This is a genomic window from Methanothermobacter sp. KEPCO 2, assembly GCF_041228365.1.
GTDB classification, from domain to species: domain Archaea; phylum Methanobacteriota; class Methanobacteria; order Methanobacteriales; family Methanothermobacteraceae; genus Methanothermobacter; species Methanothermobacter marburgensis.
Genome location: NZ_CP166185.1, coordinates 557,203 through 573,734, shown reverse-complemented (window position 1 = coordinate 573,734; position 16,532 = coordinate 557,203). Strand labels below are relative to the sequence as shown.

The 16,532-nt window shown below is 43.9% G+C and carries 9 protein-coding genes; 1 reads left to right on the top strand and 8 read right to left on the bottom strand.

Annotated features, from left to right (window positions below; translation table 11 throughout):
* Nucleotides 1-4: 4 nt before the first annotated feature.
* From AB9H23_RS03085 to AB9H23_RS03075, 3 genes are read right to left on the bottom strand one after another with little or no spacing between them, the layout of a single operon-like run.
* Nucleotides 5-1,702: a DUF2357 domain-containing protein gene (locus AB9H23_RS03085; RefSeq protein WP_370005510.1), complete on the bottom strand. Its 1,698-nt coding sequence runs from the start codon at nt 1,700-1,702 to the stop codon at nt 5-7.
* A 6-nt stretch (nt 1,703-1,708) separates the two neighbouring features.
* Nucleotides 1,709-3,877: an McrB family protein gene (locus AB9H23_RS03080; protein ID WP_370005508.1), complete on the bottom strand. Its 2,169-nt coding sequence runs from the start codon at nt 3,875-3,877 to the stop codon at nt 1,709-1,711.
* Nucleotides 3,841-4,299 carry a hypothetical protein gene (locus AB9H23_RS03075; RefSeq protein ID WP_370005506.1) on the bottom strand — a complete coding sequence of 153 codons (459 nt, stop codon included), beginning with the start codon at nt 4,297-4,299 and terminating at the stop codon, nt 3,841-3,843. The genes AB9H23_RS03080 and AB9H23_RS03075 overlap by 37 nt, the downstream gene beginning before the upstream one ends.
* 163 nt (nt 4,300-4,462) lie before the next feature.
* Between AB9H23_RS03075 and AB9H23_RS03070 the strand changes: the two genes are divergently transcribed.
* Nucleotides 4,463-6,127: a hypothetical protein gene (locus tag AB9H23_RS03070; protein ID WP_370005504.1), complete on the top strand. Its 1,665-nt coding sequence runs from the start codon at nt 4,463-4,465 to the stop codon at nt 6,125-6,127.
* Here AB9H23_RS03070 and AB9H23_RS03065 read toward each other — a convergent pair.
* The 5 genes from AB9H23_RS03065 to AB9H23_RS03045 form a co-directional block, all read right to left on the bottom strand.
* Nucleotides 6,120-9,020 carry a hypothetical protein gene (locus AB9H23_RS03065; protein WP_370005503.1) on the bottom strand — a complete coding sequence of 967 codons (2,901 nt, stop codon included), beginning with the start codon at nt 9,018-9,020 and terminating at the stop codon, nt 6,120-6,122. The two genes, AB9H23_RS03070 and AB9H23_RS03065, sit on opposite strands and share 8 nt — an antisense overlap.
* 21 nt (nt 9,021-9,041) lie before the next feature.
* On the bottom strand, nt 9,042-10,817 hold the full coding sequence (gene drmB / locus AB9H23_RS03060; RefSeq protein ID WP_370005501.1) for a DrmB family protein: 1,776 nt from the start codon (nt 10,815-10,817) through the stop codon (nt 9,042-9,044).
* 2 nt (nt 10,818-10,819) lie between these two features.
* Complete coding sequence (gene drmA, locus AB9H23_RS03055) at nt 10,820-14,548, bottom strand: DISARM system helicase DrmA (protein WP_370005499.1); 3,729 nt, start codon at nt 14,546-14,548, stop codon at nt 10,820-10,822.
* Nucleotides 14,526-15,074: a DNA glycosylase gene (locus AB9H23_RS03050; RefSeq protein WP_370005497.1), complete on the bottom strand. Its 549-nt coding sequence runs from the start codon at nt 15,072-15,074 to the stop codon at nt 14,526-14,528. The genes drmA and AB9H23_RS03050 overlap by 23 nt, the downstream gene beginning before the upstream one ends.
* A gap of 115 nt (nt 15,075-15,189) precedes the next feature.
* Entirely contained in the window at nt 15,190-16,440 is a 1,251-nt protein-coding gene (locus tag AB9H23_RS03045; RefSeq protein ID WP_370005495.1) for a DNA cytosine methyltransferase, read from the bottom strand.
* Between the last annotated feature and the right edge of the window lie 92 nt (nt 16,441-16,532).

Below are 16,532 nucleotides of genomic sequence, written 5' to 3'. Positions count from 1 at the left end.
TTCTTTATTTTTCTTCGGCTATTCTCCTGATGGCCCTCTCAATGAAATTGCGGAGTATCTTCTCATCCACATCGGATTCACCGGGCCTCATGGGGAATGCACCCACAGATGGGACCTCTCCGGTTCCCTCATTGAATATCACCCTTTCGCTGCCAGGGTAGAGGATGTATGCCCCCATGCTGTGGAGTATGGCGTCCTTGTAGGTGTGCATCTTGTATACATCCCCATCCCTGTAGCGGCTTTCAAGTTCCTCCTCGGCGTCCCGGAGGTCTATATCATAGAAGTCCTCAGGGTTAACGGTTGACCGGTACTTGGCATCGAGGTGGATGAAGTAGGTGCACTCTCCCACATCCACAAGGAGTGAATAGTCGGGTCTGAAGGGCAGTGAATAGGAACTGCAACGGGTATTCCTCGTGAATCTCCCGTTGTAGGATAGTGCGAGCTCCACATCCCCCATACTGAACCTCAGCACCGACATCCCCCTCCTGAGCCTCACACCCCAGTCATTGAGGTCAAAGATATCACAGGGGTTAACGGAGTCCCCGGTTATATCCTCAAGTATCCCTATGAGCCTGAAGTAGCACCAGTACTCGTAGAGTTCGCTGAGCTTCCTCTCAAAGCCCCTGATGGCATCCTCAAGTTCATCCCAGGTGAACCTCAGTGAAAGGTCCAGCATGAAGAAGTACCTGAGTATGTCCCTGTAACCCTCCCTCTTCTGGAGGACCTGTGAGTTGAGGGGGAGAACGCTGAGTTCCCCCACATCCATGAGCCAGCGGGCAGAGAGGAATCCCCTGACATCATCAAGGAACCCCTCAAGGGAGTCCCTTATGTAACCCTCAGGGGCTGTTTCAAGTAGCCTCAGGATAAGGTCCTCAAGTGACTCAAGGAAGTACCTGTAGAACCGGTTCTCGGGGATGTCAGGGGTTTCACGGAGTCTCACCTCGGGGAGTACCCTGGGGATACCACTATCAATATTACCGGGGGTTGAAATCACGGATATGATCTCCTCAGGGTCAACAGTGGCGGCCAGGCCTGCAGGCACCAGTTCAACCTCCCGCCGGAGGCCCGATGAGTACATCTGATTTATGTGCTCTGCAGCGGCATGGAGGTTCTCAGGCCTGAAGATATGCTCGAGGATGAGGAAGTCCTCGTAGAGCGTTCTTGCAGAGTGGTCATCCACGGTGAACCTCTGGAATATTGGGGAATCGGAGTTCAGTATGAGGGAGGTTATCTCATCTGAAAGCTCTGAGAGCATTGCAGGGTACTGTTCATGGTAGTTTATCTTCTTTGAGCGCACCTCAACTGGTATCGCCTCATGGAGGTCGCCGGAGGAGACATCAAGGAAGGACTTGCCGGCGTAGCTCCTGAAGTTGAGGAAACCAGCCGATTTTTCTTCTAACTGAAACCTGAGCTCCTGGAATACAGCATCCCTCTTCAGGGATGGGAGGACATCACATTCACCTGGACCCTCAAAGAGCACATGGTACTGGGTCTCCTCCATTAGCATGATCTCTGAGAGGTTATCATAGTATGGGCAGTGCTCGATTGGGTTGAGACCAGGCCTTTCAACCTCGGGGACGTTTATGAGACTCACAGGGTAACCGTTAATCTCGATGGTTCTCTCAGGTATCTCCCCGGGGGCCGGGCCGCTCCTGATCCTCAGGGTGCCGAGCTGAAACTCTATGATGATCTCGGAGTCCATCTTCAACTACCTTATGAACGATACGTAGCGCTGGATCCTCAGTGTATCCACCATTTCCCCTAGTTTATCCCCGGATTCAGGGAATCTCCCCTCGCAGTGGTCCTTCAGTTCATTGAGGGTGTCCCTCAGGAGCCTCTCCGGGCCGTGGATCTTGGGCAGGATCTTCTGTTTGATCTGGGCGTCCAGGTAGCGCTCCCAGTTTTCCCATTTTGCGGGTTTTCCCTCGTACACCCATGCGGCGTGCATGAATTCCAGGACCTCCCTGGTGACCCTGAAACCGAAGTCAAAGCCTGCCCTCTGAAGTTTCTCATGGAAGAAGCTAAGTTCACTGACCAGGTCATCACGGATGCCTCCCAGATCCCCCAGGTCACCGGTATCATGGTTGAAGGGGTCCTCCAGGAATTTCAGGTCCCCCGCAGGTTCTCCAGGTTCCCCCTCCTCCAGGAGGTATTCCCTGGGGTTCAGGGTCTCGAATTCTATGGTGTTGGCACGGTCGAGGACCTTTGGTGAGAACATGTAGGTTGTCTCATCCACGTTCACGGTACCGACAACCAGGAGGTTCTCTGGGAGTGTTATCTCTGAGGGGAAGCCACAGTCAGGGTCGTCATGGAGGGGTACGGGTTCACCACTCTCGAGGGCTGAGAGGAAGTCTGAGAAGTAGCGTTCCACGTGTGAAAGGTTCATCTCATCGAGTATGAGTATGTAGGGATTCTCGGGGTCCTCTGAGGCCCTCATTATGAAGTCAAGTGCAGGGGTGCTCTGGTATTTACCTGTCATGATGTTGAGGTAACCGAATATGTGCCTCTTCTCGGTCCAGTTGGCGCCCACAGGTACGATGAGGTACCTCTTCCTCTCAGGGGTTGAGATGTGCTGGCCGTAGAGCTGGGCGATCTTCGTCTTACCTGTACCTGAGTTACCTGTGAGGATAACGAAGGGCTTCACCTTGAGTGAGAGGAGGAAGTTCTCGACGAGTTCCGGTTTGAAGTGGTAGTCCCTGAGTTTCAGAAAATCATGGAAGCTGATTCCCCAACCGCAGTTTTTTATCCATATGAACCTGTCTACGAAATTCTTTATCATCTCAGGGATGTTTTCATCAATTTTTCCTATGAGAACCGATTCGTCATGGCCTTCGTCATCGATGACAGTGATCCACTGTTCATGGAATATCTCCTTAAATTTTTCTTTACTGACTCCTGAAATGCCTCCACGGTGTATGAGGTAGTGATTGCCATCGGAGTCAGTTACAAAGGCGCCCTTAACATACCTGTTGATACCTTCTTTGGGTATATTGAGTGTGCAGATAACAGGTTTTTCGGAGCTTCCGGGCCTATTTGTCCCGAAAGCATTTTTATGGCTTCCCTCCCTGTCTCTGTATACATACCACATTTTAAGATCAGGGATCCAGTATGCCTCCTTTGCATCTGGCCATGTGAATTTTACCATTGATGGCTCCACGATTTCACTGGCACGGGATTTCAGTATTTTGTCAAGGGTTTTCTGAGTTCTTGCTATCTCTTCTTTATCTGATAAAACCCTGAAAACAGTCCCATCCTTTTTCATATCTTTGATACTGTATACAAAGTCCTTTATTCTTTCCGGGAGGGTTTTATTGATCTTTCCCACTAGCAGGACTTCTTCGTCGCCTTCATCATAGGTGACCGTGATCCACTGGTCCCTGAATGCCTCCTTAAGTTTTTCTTTGCTGACTCCTGCAATATTGCCACGGTGTATGAGGTAGTAGTCACCTTTACCGTCGTCTACAAAGGCGCTTCCGAAATATCTGTTGATCCCCTCTTCAGGTATATTAAATTCACAGATAACAGGCTTTTTGGAACTTCCAGGCGCATTTGTACCGAATGCGTTTCTGTGTCCGTCCATCTGCCTGTAAACATACCACAATTTGAGGTCTGAGATCCAGAGGGCCTCTTCTGCTCCGGGCCATGGGAATCTTATCGATGATGGGTCAATGGTTTCACTGGCGCGTGATTTAAATAGTCCATAAAGTTTTTTCTGAGCCTTTTCTATCTCTTCTTTACCTGATAAAACCCTGAAAACAGCCATGGAACCGGTCTTTATTCTTTTAACCTCATATACAAAGTCCCTTATATTCTCGGGGAGTGTCTCGTCCAGGGGTCCTATCACCACAACCCTGCTTTCCCGGTCACCATCAGCCACCGTCGTCCACTCGCCGTTATAATTATCCTCAAAAAATTTCTTACTGTAGTTACCCCAAGTTTGCCCCTGTGAACCACGTAGTAGTTTCCGAGGGGGTCACGTGCAAAGGCAGCTCCAATTCTACGATCTATGCCTTCAGGAGGAAAGTTTATCTCACAGACGATTGTCCTGTTTTCACCTTCAGCAGGTTCATCCGTCCCAAAACCGTTCCAGTACCTGCTTCCCTCGATGAAATGGGTCATGTACCATATCCTGAGGTCCGAGATCCAGTAAACCTTCCCCTTCTCTTCACCACCCTGAAAGCTTGCTCCACCCTCAACGACTCTGTCAGCCCTTTCAGTGAGAATACGTTTCATTCGCTCCTGAAGCCCCTCTATCTCTTCCCCATCAGATACTATCCTCAAATTAACATATCTAACCAAGAAAGCCACCCCAAATTTATTTATTTTATCATCCACTATTTAATCTATGATGAATTCAAAAAGGGGCATTGACAGATACTCCACATTTGGTCTGAGGGATGAATGGCTACCATCCATCTTTCTGTGGGAGGATGGGTGGACTGAAAGGAATAATTTAGGTCCCATGCAGGTGAAGGCCCTCGAGTCCTGGCTTGAGGATGCAGGGCTCATCGTAAGAAAAAGGGTAATGCCCCTCTTCAGGAGAATCCGTGATATTTACTTCATGGAACCTGAATCAGCCTGGCAGATAATATGGACAGAACTGTACCATGGTTCCCCTGCAGTTAGAATATTCTGTGACCATGTCGGATTTGACGAGTACCTCAGCAAGGATGAGATCACAGATATTCTGAAGGCTGAGGAGCCCGCCCTCACAGAATCAACCCTGAAAAACCCTGTCTCAGCCATCATTAACACGTTTGAGCACTCACCACTTGGGAAACTGGTTAGTTTCAGAGGAAGGGGAAGGGGTAGACCGATTAAAAGGGTTCAACTCAATGATCTTGACCCTCATGTGATGGCATACTGCATTTACAGGCTTTCAGAGGAGCTGGAAACAGGAAAAATAAAAATAAATGATCTTTTAACTGGTGAAGTTCCAGGATGTCCACTGAGGCTTTTTGGGCTGGAGGAGGAACCACTAAAGCGTTTGCTTGAAGAACTGGAAGATTATGGACTCCTGAATATTGCCGAGGGGGTTATCTACCTTAAAAAAACACCATCCACTGAGGTGCTTGACACCTATATAACCTTCCTCAAAACCTTCAACACCAAGAGACCAGACCTGACCCCTGATGAGATCAGATTGAGGGAGAAATTACGTGATTCTCTCATGGAGAACCCTGAGAGACTATTCGGTGAAAGGATTCATGACCTATATGGTTTCATAAGGGGCGCCTCACTCAGAGAACTCATAATAGTGTGTGCGACCGCAGATGGTGAGTTAAAATTAGAGAGGTTCAGAGGACCAGGCTCATCCATACCTCTTCTTCTTTTACTTAGAATTGATGACACAGATTTTAAAATGAATTTTAATGACTTAAGGAATGTCATAGTCATCTGTCCGGATGTGGCCATTGGAGGGGAGAGATTTGAGCTGCTGCTTGATCATCTGGCACTTGCAGAGGCCAGAGATGGGGATGAACACAGAAGGATTGCTGATAGGATAATCTCGACCTGGATCGGAGAAATGATGCAGTCAGGTTTCAAGTGGTACCTCAACGGTGAATCAGGTGGGGGTGATAGGCTCTACGGTATCAGTGAACTGATAAACAGTGAACTCTCAAGAAAGATTTTCCCCTTCGGCCCTGAGAACATACCCGAGATACGTGGAAACAGAAACCTCTGGAAAACCGGTAAGGAATATCCAACTGTTTTCAAAATCTTCTTCCTCTCAAAGACCCTTGATGAGTTCAGGGAGAAATCCAGCAAACGTTTATTCCGCTTTCTATCCTACCTTCTCCGTGATACGAATGGGAAATGGATCGTGGATGAGGACCTCAACCTGAAAACCAACACAGAACATCCTTTCAAGACAGTGGTAGAGGTCACCGTTGATAGACTCTCAAAAAAGGAAAAGGTTGATATTGTTGAAGAGATGCGGTTTCTCTCAGAACCTCCCTATGGTCTTAAGGGGGATATGATAGGACATGCTGTTGTTTCATTTATACTGCGGATCCTGAGGGGTCATCTCACACGAAATGGAAAGATACTTAATGATGCAGAACTCATGGAAATTAAAAAGGAAATTCTTGAGATATGGGAAGAAAATCAGCTGCAACTCATCTGATGTATCTCTCATAATCTGAGAGTATCTTCATGGACGGTGCACGTATTTTAACCTTAACATTTTTGGCTTGCTTTATTTTAAACTTGCGGGAACGTTTGAGAACGTGTTTTATTTCTTTCCAGAGTTCATCATAGAGTCTGTGATGTTTTAGAGGTAATGATTGTTTTCCGTCGGTTAAGAATTTCCTTCGCATCTCCTGAAGTGTCAGTGAGGCGATGTAGGATCTCCTTGCCTGCTCCTCATCGAGTCCCATTTCAGGGAACAGTTCATTGAGGGCCATGTATATTTTTTCAACATCTGCAAGTCCCTTGGGATGTTCAACTTCGAAAATGGGAACATAACCCCGTGACGTTTTTATAACCTCTGGCTCAGACAACCAGTGAGTTTTTATATATTCATGATTTCTGGCATTTAAATCAAATTTGACAAGATATTTCGAAAGGTAATCCTTTGCCTGCTCCTCATGGAAGCCACGGGTATTCATAAGTTTTTCCACAGCGGTTTTCATATTCTTGAGCCACTCATAGGAATCTTCAACCAGTTCCAAAAATCCTGTCCATTTATAATAGGATCTTTTTATCTGCAGATGAGGAGCAATTTCTATCATGAACTGTGTGAAGAGAATTTTGAATGATGCATAAAATCCATGTTCATCCAGCAGCAAGGATCTGTTCTGAAGGTTTTCTGCTTTGCTTCCGGCTCTGATGTGCTCTATTCTATCAGCATACTCATCCTTAAAAAACAGGATTCTGTGGGGAGGTATGAACATTCCATCGTTCATTTCATTTATGGCAAGTACACATTCAGTGCCGGGCTTTATGGTTCTTTTACGTCTTGCAGGGGTTCTTTCATGAAGCGATGATCTGTCATGTGATTCGGATCTAAGGATTTTCTCGAACTTCAGAATTTCCTCTTTAACAGTTTTTTGATCACTTATCTTTTCTGTAACATCAAATAGCAGTGCCGGCGCATTTTCATCTCTGGATGGAATATGTAGAGGTTTTTTTATCTGCTCTGTGATTCTGTTTTCGACTATTGATTTTATTTTCTTGAGATTGCTGGATCCCCCTATGAAGTAGAATTTAGCTAGCTGTGTATCATTCATCGAGTAGTCTATAGGTGGATATGATGTTGTAATTACAACTGAATTATTCTTTTCATAATGGTTGGGGAGATCATTCCATGTGCATATCTCGACAGATTTATCTTCATCCCTCTCAAAAATTTTTTTCAGGATTTTTGTTTCTCTCAATGACTTCAGGACTATAAATATGGTTTGATTTTCATCAGCTACCATTTCTGATTCAATGATTGCTTTCATTGAATTCAATATCGGGTTTCGCTGGGAGCTTGCGGAAATTGAATAAACATCTTCAAACATGGTTCTTGCTTCATCAAACAAGGGGGTATCCAAAAGTTCATTGAGGATATTATCAATGACCCAGCCCCCCACTGAGTATCTGTATTCCCCACGGAGGTGAAGGGGTGTTTCTGGAAGACTCCTGAGGTATCTTCGCAGAGTTGAATCATTGTTCATTTCAAGTATTTTATGAGATATCTCTTCTATTTTATCAAGTTCGTCAAGATGAACGTACTCTACTTGAATACACTGCGAGGGAAGAAATATTTCACCTAAGGATGATGAAAAGGGGGATTGTTTTGAATCATCTTTTTCTTTCATAATAATCTCAATTAGAGGTATACAGTCCCATGTGTGTATAGTGAACCTATCCCATAAGTCTCTGTAAAGGTGTCTGCTGTCTGGTCTGCATGAAAACATCATAACAGAAGACTCTGTTGAAAGAATAAAATCTCGAAATTTCTGCCACCTCTGTCCCATGAAAATTTTTTCATTGATAAAATAATCGGAATCAGGGAAGAATACGATGTCAGGATTAAATTCTTCAATGAGACTAAAAACATATTCTGGTTCAAGGGACTGGGATAAAAAAACCACAGAATGACCTGAAAGGTCAACATCTCTCCTTTCATTTATGCATTCATATTTAAATTGATTTTTGAACCTTATTAACTCATTAGCATTCAGTATTGCTCTGAACATGTCAAATTTAGGAAAACGAAGCTGGCCTGTCCATTCTTCACGCTCTTCAATTGATATATCAAGTATCCCGTCATTATTAAGTTTTTGTTTTTTCTTTTTTCCGTTTTCATACACTGTTAGATTTCTTATGACCTCTCCGCCATAAAGCTTTCTGTAGTACTTCAAAAAACGGTTCTTACATTTTCTGATTGTCAAATTTTCATCATATAATGATTTTTCTGTTTTTTGACGGGTCTTAGAATTCTTTATACTGTAATGTATCTTTTTTTTCTTTTTAAAAATGCTTCTATGATCAATTCTTCCCACATATCTCTTAAAATATGTGTGATCTGGAGAATTTAAATCATGAGAATAATTTTCTATATAGTAAAGGCTTCCCAGTGCAGAAAAGGTGTCAGGTAAACCGACCTCTCTTTTATTGACTTTTTCCTTAATTTCCTCAACAACAACAATTTTAGTATCCTTATGAAGTCTCAGGCACTCTGAAATTAGAAGGGGCAGAAATCTGACATCTTTCCATGGCCATGTTATTAAGTACTTCCCTCTTCTGATATTTGGAAGCCATTTCAGATAGGACTTCTCAATGATATTATTTTTTATTGGCCAGATTAGAGGGATATAATCAATATTCAGGGGTTCTTTGAAGTGCTTTTCAATAAAATCACGTATCTCGCTGTGTTTATCAAGGTCCACTGAAGATCTGAAGAATGCTCCGCAAGTTGGACATGCCAATGTTCCATCATCTTGGATAATGAGGTATGATCCAGTGAGCGCAGGTTCATTACAGCTCGGGCAGAGAGGGTAATTATGATAATAGTCGGCTGATTTCATTAATTCACCCCCGGGGTTATGTCAATCTCCGAGAACCAGATGTCTGTCCAGCCACCTGTTTCTGTGTTCACAGGATGTCTCGGAGATCATTAAACAACTGTGACATGCTGAACCATTGTAATTTCTCTCTGAAATTCTGTTCTGATGGCATATTGGATCGTTGGAGCAGAATTCAAGATCTTTCATTGCTATTTTCCATATCTCATCAAATCTGGATTCCGAAGCACATCCTGAGAGGCCCCCCATACTGCACTCATCTCCAATGGATGATGAATAGAGGAGAATGCCTCCATGAGACCCGTCTGAGTAGACCCTCTCCCTTATCGAGGCTGATGCATAGCCAGAATACAGTGAGACGGCCCTTATAAGAGCATGTGAAAGTGTGTGCCACCATACAAATTCAGGTGTCACCCTTCTATTTTTTCTCAGAATTTCATCATGAATCAGATTTTTTTCATTCCACTCCTGCAGCACATCTGGAGATGAAAGGTCACCTGTACTTACATCAGCCGTTATGAACAAACCCTCACCCGCGCTCTCAAATGCAGGATACCACCATGTTCCTGACAGTGCATCCCGTGCACCTGTTCTTACAATTCTTGGTTGCAGCACCTCTGAATTTTCATTTTTTTTGAGATAGGGACTCCTGAAGTAACCTATTTGAACTGTTGTGAGCTTCAATTTTCTGACAGGAATAATTTTAAGAGAAAGCTGAGAATTAACTGAAAAATTCACAGGTTTTCCCATTGATAGAATTTTAGAACTCTGCATTTCTCTGAGGGCCTGAAATTCATCTGCAAGAGGATCTTCTGTTTTACTTTCGGCGAAATTCAACACATATTCACAGAATTTGCTGTATCCCCTTTCTTGAATGAAATTTACAATAACATCATGATATTCTTCATAATTTTTTCTGATATATGAAATTAGTTTCTCCTTATTTTCATTGATCTCTATGATACCGCTTAGCTTAAATCTAAATTCAGAATCTTCCAGTATTTCATCCAGTTTGTTTTTATAGGGAATTTTCACGAGGGTCAGTGTTACAGGTATCCTAAGTGAGGTTGACTGTCTCTGAATAGTTTTCATTTCAAGTTCACATATTTCACTTCCACGATTCCCCTCTCCATTTTCAGGAAATTTGCCGGTGCATCGGAATTTTCTTCTGTAAATATCACTCAGGGATGATGACTGTCTACATTTTGGGCATTCAACTTTTATGTCTGCAATGGATGGTCCCTCAATTTTCCAGTAAAAATACCGCGAATTGCAGCCAGTCCTTTTACTGTGAACAAGATAGTGCCAGGGCACCTCATCAAGATGTCCATCAGGACATGCGGCAACAAATCGTGTTGCTGAAGCCTTATCTGATCCGCAGATGGGACATCCTTTTTTTCCTTTCCCACTTTTTCTTTTTTCATCCAAGTACAGAATTGGAAGATGATCTCTTTTCCCACCTTTTCCATAACATATTTTCCAGCATGGAAATGGATATGTCTCGTAGATGTACTTGCTTTCATCAAGGTTAAGGGCTGCGTTGCTAGGGATCGAAAATAGCCTTACCCTATAATTCTTTTCATTTTTCTTAAGGAACTTATCTTCATTTTTCTTGAGAAACTCAGAAAGCCTGATGTCGCTCACCTCAAATTTCTCAAGATTTTCAATGGTAAAATACTCTTTCAATCCCTGATTCAGGGAAGGGATTATCCGGGGTCCATTTTTTCCCTCCAGTATGGCTCCGGGTCCATAGGTAAATATGAACTGGGATCTCCTCAGATGCTGCACATCATGACTCATTTTCACACCCTAAAACCTGTTGTTTCTTCAATATCCCGCAGTGAATTCGGGGCATTCCTGAAAACTGTTTTGAGTTTTTCATATTCATGTGCTGGAGTTGCTAGAACCACGTCATGTTCTGGTCTTTTAAATTGCGTGTATTCCGAAAAATGGAGTTCATCGGATTCGTTGGCAACAGCTTTCCACCGCTTCATGCACTCCTCAAGAGAAGTTTTAATGATCGAGGACTCCGTCTTGTCTTTAAATATTTTCTCAGCACGTTTCACCATGGATTCAATGAGTTTCTGAATGTCTTCAGAGGCTTTTTCAGAAAGTATTATGTCACCTTCCTTGTTTTCTGTCCAGCTGGCGGCGGATAATGGCATATTCCTGAGAAATGCGACTGCTGCGGGTCCAAGGGCCCTGCTCATGGCTCCCTCTGAATACGGTGAAACGGACACGGGTTCAACATTTTCATGAATCCTTGCATGATACTTCATGAACATCTCATAGTGATTCATGTCACGTGGTCTTGCAGCATTCAGAAATGTCAGAACAAGACCGCCATATTTTCGTCCTATTCTTCCAGTTGCCTGTATGTAGGATCCGGTTGTCTTCGGCTGACCGTTGACAATCATGAGGGATAGATGGGGCACGTCAACACCGGTACCGAACATTGAAGTTGTGAATATGGCATCATACTCAGGAGTTCCTTCCTGTTCCCCATCACGTTCTATTCCGTCCAGTACAAGTGGCAGAGCAGTTGAATCAATCCTGCTTGAAAGTTCAAGGGGATCGGGCCCTATATCACGGGGATCATCACCTGAAATCTCCTTCAACCTTTCCACGACGTCCTCCCTGTAAAATGCAATTGCCCCTCCCAGTTCCCTTATTGAATTGTAGTACCCCACAACTGTCCAGTAATATCTGATGGCCTCATCATCTGTGTTTTCTGCAGATGTTTTGAGAACACGGGCCCATAGCCTTATCTGGGGTGTTATTGGACCTCTTCCAGGTGCTGCGATTCCCATGTAAAGTCTGCCCCCCTTTTTTTCATCCCATGCGCTGGCGGGATCATCCTCCTTAACGAAAAATGAGTCCTCTATTTCAAGACCATTTGGGGGGAACTGGAACAGATCCCTTCCAAAGAGAAGTTTTGTCTGGTCACCTGCATTGTTTATCGTTGCAGTGGATGCAAGGTATTTTGGTCTCACCCCTCCACTGCACAGCAGTGACTCCACGACTGCCTCATAGATCCCAAACATGCTTCCAAGAGGACCGTCTAGGAGGTGAAGTTCGTCTTGGATTATCAGTTCGGGAGGCAGAAACCTGTCAACAGCAGTATCATATTTTTTACTCCTTTCTGTAGCCTCTTCAGGATACAGTCCATCTCTGTGATAACCGTAAAATCTGTTGAATTTATCAACATTCCCGAAGATTGCAGCTGCCCTTGGTTCAAAGGATAGCCTTGCAATCTTATCTGCCGTGCTTATGATAACCGTGGGGCATCTTGCATAAACCTGCTCATCGACTGTGTATGCGGGAACTGGAATTCTCCGGTTCTCTTTAAATGGACCCTCAAACCTCCTTAAGGTGTTCCCGTCAGGGAACTCTGCTTTTTCATCTGAGGGAATGCCCTCCATCCATTCAACTCCTGTATTAAGAGGACATTCAGGGTTGGGGCACCATATTTCAAAGTCAGAGTATCTTCTTTTTTTTCTGCCTTCATCATAGGAGCTTCCAAAGTATCCGGGTCTACGCCAGCTCAGTGAAGAGAATTCAAAGTACTTTCCGATGCATTCCATGATTTCGGATATCCGGAAGAGATCAACATCCCCTTCATAAAATTTTATGGTGAGTGTTTCGTGATCTTCCCTGAGGTTTTCTCTGGAACTTATAATATCCACAATTTCGGGAAACATCTCCCTGATTTTTGAAGGTTCGAAAATCACATCATCTTTCTTTTTTCTGACAACGATGATTATCGTGTTATCATGGGCAGGTAGTGAAGCATCTGAAGATGAGGGAAGGCTCAACCAAGCATTGCAGGCGGGACACTTGATGACCTGTGCTGGCTCACTTTCAGATCTGTTCTCATCAGAGGATAACAGTATGTCCATGGCCCCTGTATTTCTTTTTCTGAGATGAAGTGGGGATACACCTCCACCAACCCAGAGGCCCGCCGAAAACCTGACAGATCCATAAAGCCAGTCCTTTTTGATATCACAGGCAGATGGTCTCCACCCACGAAGACCATCCCTGCACACAAAAACTCTAAGATACTCCGCCGCAGTTATCATTCTAAGTGTTCTTCTGAACTGCTGTACTGTGAGGAGTCGCAGGGTGTATCTTGATATAACTGCTGTCCCATAGTATATGCCAGTGTCTCCTGAACCCAGAGAACCTCTGAGACGGCGAAGTGAGATTGTGAAGGCCATGATAGCAAGATAAGCTTCTGTCTTCCCGCCTCCTGTTGGTATCCACAGGAGATCCAGCACATCACGATCTTCAGATTGTGGATTGAATATCGCTTCGATGTTCATGAGGAAAAATGCAATCTGGAAAGGTCTCCATAGGAAATCATCGTCTCTATCAGCCCATTTATGCTGAAGTGATATAACCTTATTTGCAAAACAGAAGGCCAGTCTTGCTTCATCATGGTCTATGAGAATTTCCAATCCTTTTTTGATTCTTTGCAGTGCATGTTCCTGTCTTTCAATTATATCTGATGCAAATTTTTTCTTTTCATCATCCATGGACAGATATTCTTCTCTGTTGGATTCTATCCATTCTTCATATGAATCTATGAGCGGAGTTATGATTTCTGAAAGTGAAGCTGGATCCCATGCCTCTGAAAGTTCCGTTGCGGATAGTTCACCAACATTCTCTATATCAAAGGATGGTATTGGGATAGAATAGAGGGGTACAAATTCTGTCCTGAAATCTGGTTTTCTGAAATTTTGAATTTCAGGGAACTTTTCAGCCAGCTCAACACCATCAGACCATATAACGCTTTCATTGATGTGCTGTGAATATTCACAGGATTTTGATACGGCTGAACATTGAATTCCCATAACATCAATTTTTCTGTTTCTGTAGATGAAATTCATCTCATTCTTGTAATCTTCGGCATGAGCCGCAGCCTCCGGGCACCCATTCACATTAACGCGGATGCTTGGCTGAAAAATACAGGATGCTGTTTCCGGCCTGTAAGCATTTCTGGTGGTATGAAGTTTGTTTACAAGAATCACCCTCACATTCTTTTCGGAGTTTCCGTAGTCGCGGACCATAACACTGATCATTATGCGACCGTCATTCCCTTCATAGATGCATTCATGGGTGCTGTCACCTTCAAGTGAAATCTTTTTGATGCGGAAATGGCTTTCTCTTCTCCACATTTTTCTGTCTTCGTCCTTTGTGTATCTGCCCCACGTAACACACACATCCATTTTATCTGTGTTTGAGGGCACCATGAATGACATGCCAAATGATCGGGGTCTGATAAATGGTTCCGAGGACGGTGATACTTCGTTATCCGAAAGATCGTCTTCTTCTGATGAATTCATGCCATCATTAACGCCTTCAGAATCAGGGTCAGTGGGGCCAGTTTCCATAACAGGATTCCATTCTTCTGGAATAATAACACCTGTTATGTATTCATCGTAGGGGTCACTCTTCAGAAGTTCCTGAGGACCATCGCGCGGTCCAAGAACCTCCTTTATTATTTCTTCAATCATTATCTGTCTCATCATGGGATCTCCTGTAAAAGCTGCATGAAAGTTTCAGGGGACATTCATGGCAGAGTGGACTGGAAGGTCTGCACACAGCCTCTGCGAGGTCAATCATGGAAAATGAAAAATGCCTGCAGTCACCAAATTCAAGAAGCCTCCTCATTAGTGTTTCAAAATCCTTTTTTCTGCGGGATGAATCGCTAATTTCAAGGTTGAATAATCTACCGATGATTCTTACGGTGTTTGTATCCAGCAGAGGTTCGGGAATGTTCTCTGAAAAACATAAAAACGCTGATGAAATGTAATTCCCTACACCTGGAAGTTCAAGCAGTTCCTCCTTGTTTCTTGGAACCACGCTACCGTATCTGCGTTCGATCTCACATGAGAGTTTATGGAGATTTCTGGCTCTCCATCTGAGACCAAGTGATGAGAGTTCATTTTCTATGGCTTCAGGTTCTGCCTTGCACACAGACTTAAAATCCGGAAATCTTTCAACAAAGTCTTCATAGATCTCAAGAACCTGCTCCGCACGTGTTCTGTGAAGCATTATTTCAGCCAGGAGGATTCCATAATCATCATTTCGTTCACGCCAGGGAAATTTTCTTAAATTGCTTTTTCCCCAATCACAGATTTTAGCATGGATATCAATGAGCCGGGTTTTTTCAGAGATCAGAGACCCCCCTTAATATTTCATGGATCCTGCGGGCAATCCTCTCTGACATTAATGGTGGCACAGCGTTTCCTATCTGCTGATACTTCGATGTCCGGGACCCCTCGAATATGTAACTGTCAGGAAATGACTGAATCCTCGCAGCCTCCCTTACGGTCAGAGAACGGGCCTGTTTTCTGTCAGGATGGATGTAGTAGTGTCCGTCCTTGGATATGTGAGCAACAAGTGTATGTGAAAATGGAAGGTCACCTGCAACGACCTTGTAGCGGTCAAGAAATGAGCTGGTGTTCCTGTGAGTCCTGAGTTCCGGCGGAAGCTCAGTGTATTTCAGTCTTCTTCTTTCAGATTCCCATGCCTCAATCACTCTTCTGTAAATTTCACGATCTCTTGAGTTATGATTCCTCGCCTGATGATGGAGCAGCATATCCCCATCTGTCCTTATACCTGATTCTTTCAGAGGCTGTGCAGGCTTTCCTGCATAATGCTGCGGTCCATCGTAACCTTCTCCGGGTTCAAGAGGGGGCAGATCTGATAGTAAATCCCATACATTGCCACTGTATCTGTGTTTTTCAAAATTTATTTCACCATCCATTTCCAGACGATGTCCTATAACTATGAGCCTTTTTCTTCGCTGCGGAACGCCGAAATCCGAGGCATCACGAATTTTGACATCAAGATTGTAACCGAGATTGATGACCTTTTCCTGAAAATCAGATAAAATTAAACCCTTCTTTGCTGAAATCATTCCGGGGACATTTTCAAAGACAAAGAATTCAGGTCGAAATTCCTTCAGGAATGAGAGGTAGATGAGGTAGAGATAATTTCTCCTGTCATTCGTCATATTCTTACGCGCCCTTCCAGCATAGGAGTAGGCCTGGCATGGGGGACCGCCAATGATACCATCAACTGATTCAAATCCAAGAACTTCCATTTTTGACTTAATACATTCTATAACACAGTTCTTATTTCCCTCTGTGAGCTCAAGATTCATGTAGAGATCCCTGTTGAATTCAGGGTGTTCCTCAAAGAGTTCATCGCGGGTTATCTCATTCATTAGATATGCGCTGTAATCGTCAGAATTACCATCCCTTTTCAGGTAATGGTAAAGGCACCGGGTTTCAAGTGTTCTGATTGCGTTCACATCCATCTCAACATGTGATACAAATTCATAATCATTTCTTAAAAAACCCTCGGTGAGTCCCCCGGCACCTGCAAACAGGTCAATCAATGCTATCTCTGACATCAACAAACCTTCCCGATTAATTCAGTTACATCATGTTTATATCAAAGATTACATTTAAAGGTTGCATCTAAATTTCAAATGTTAAGCATCAT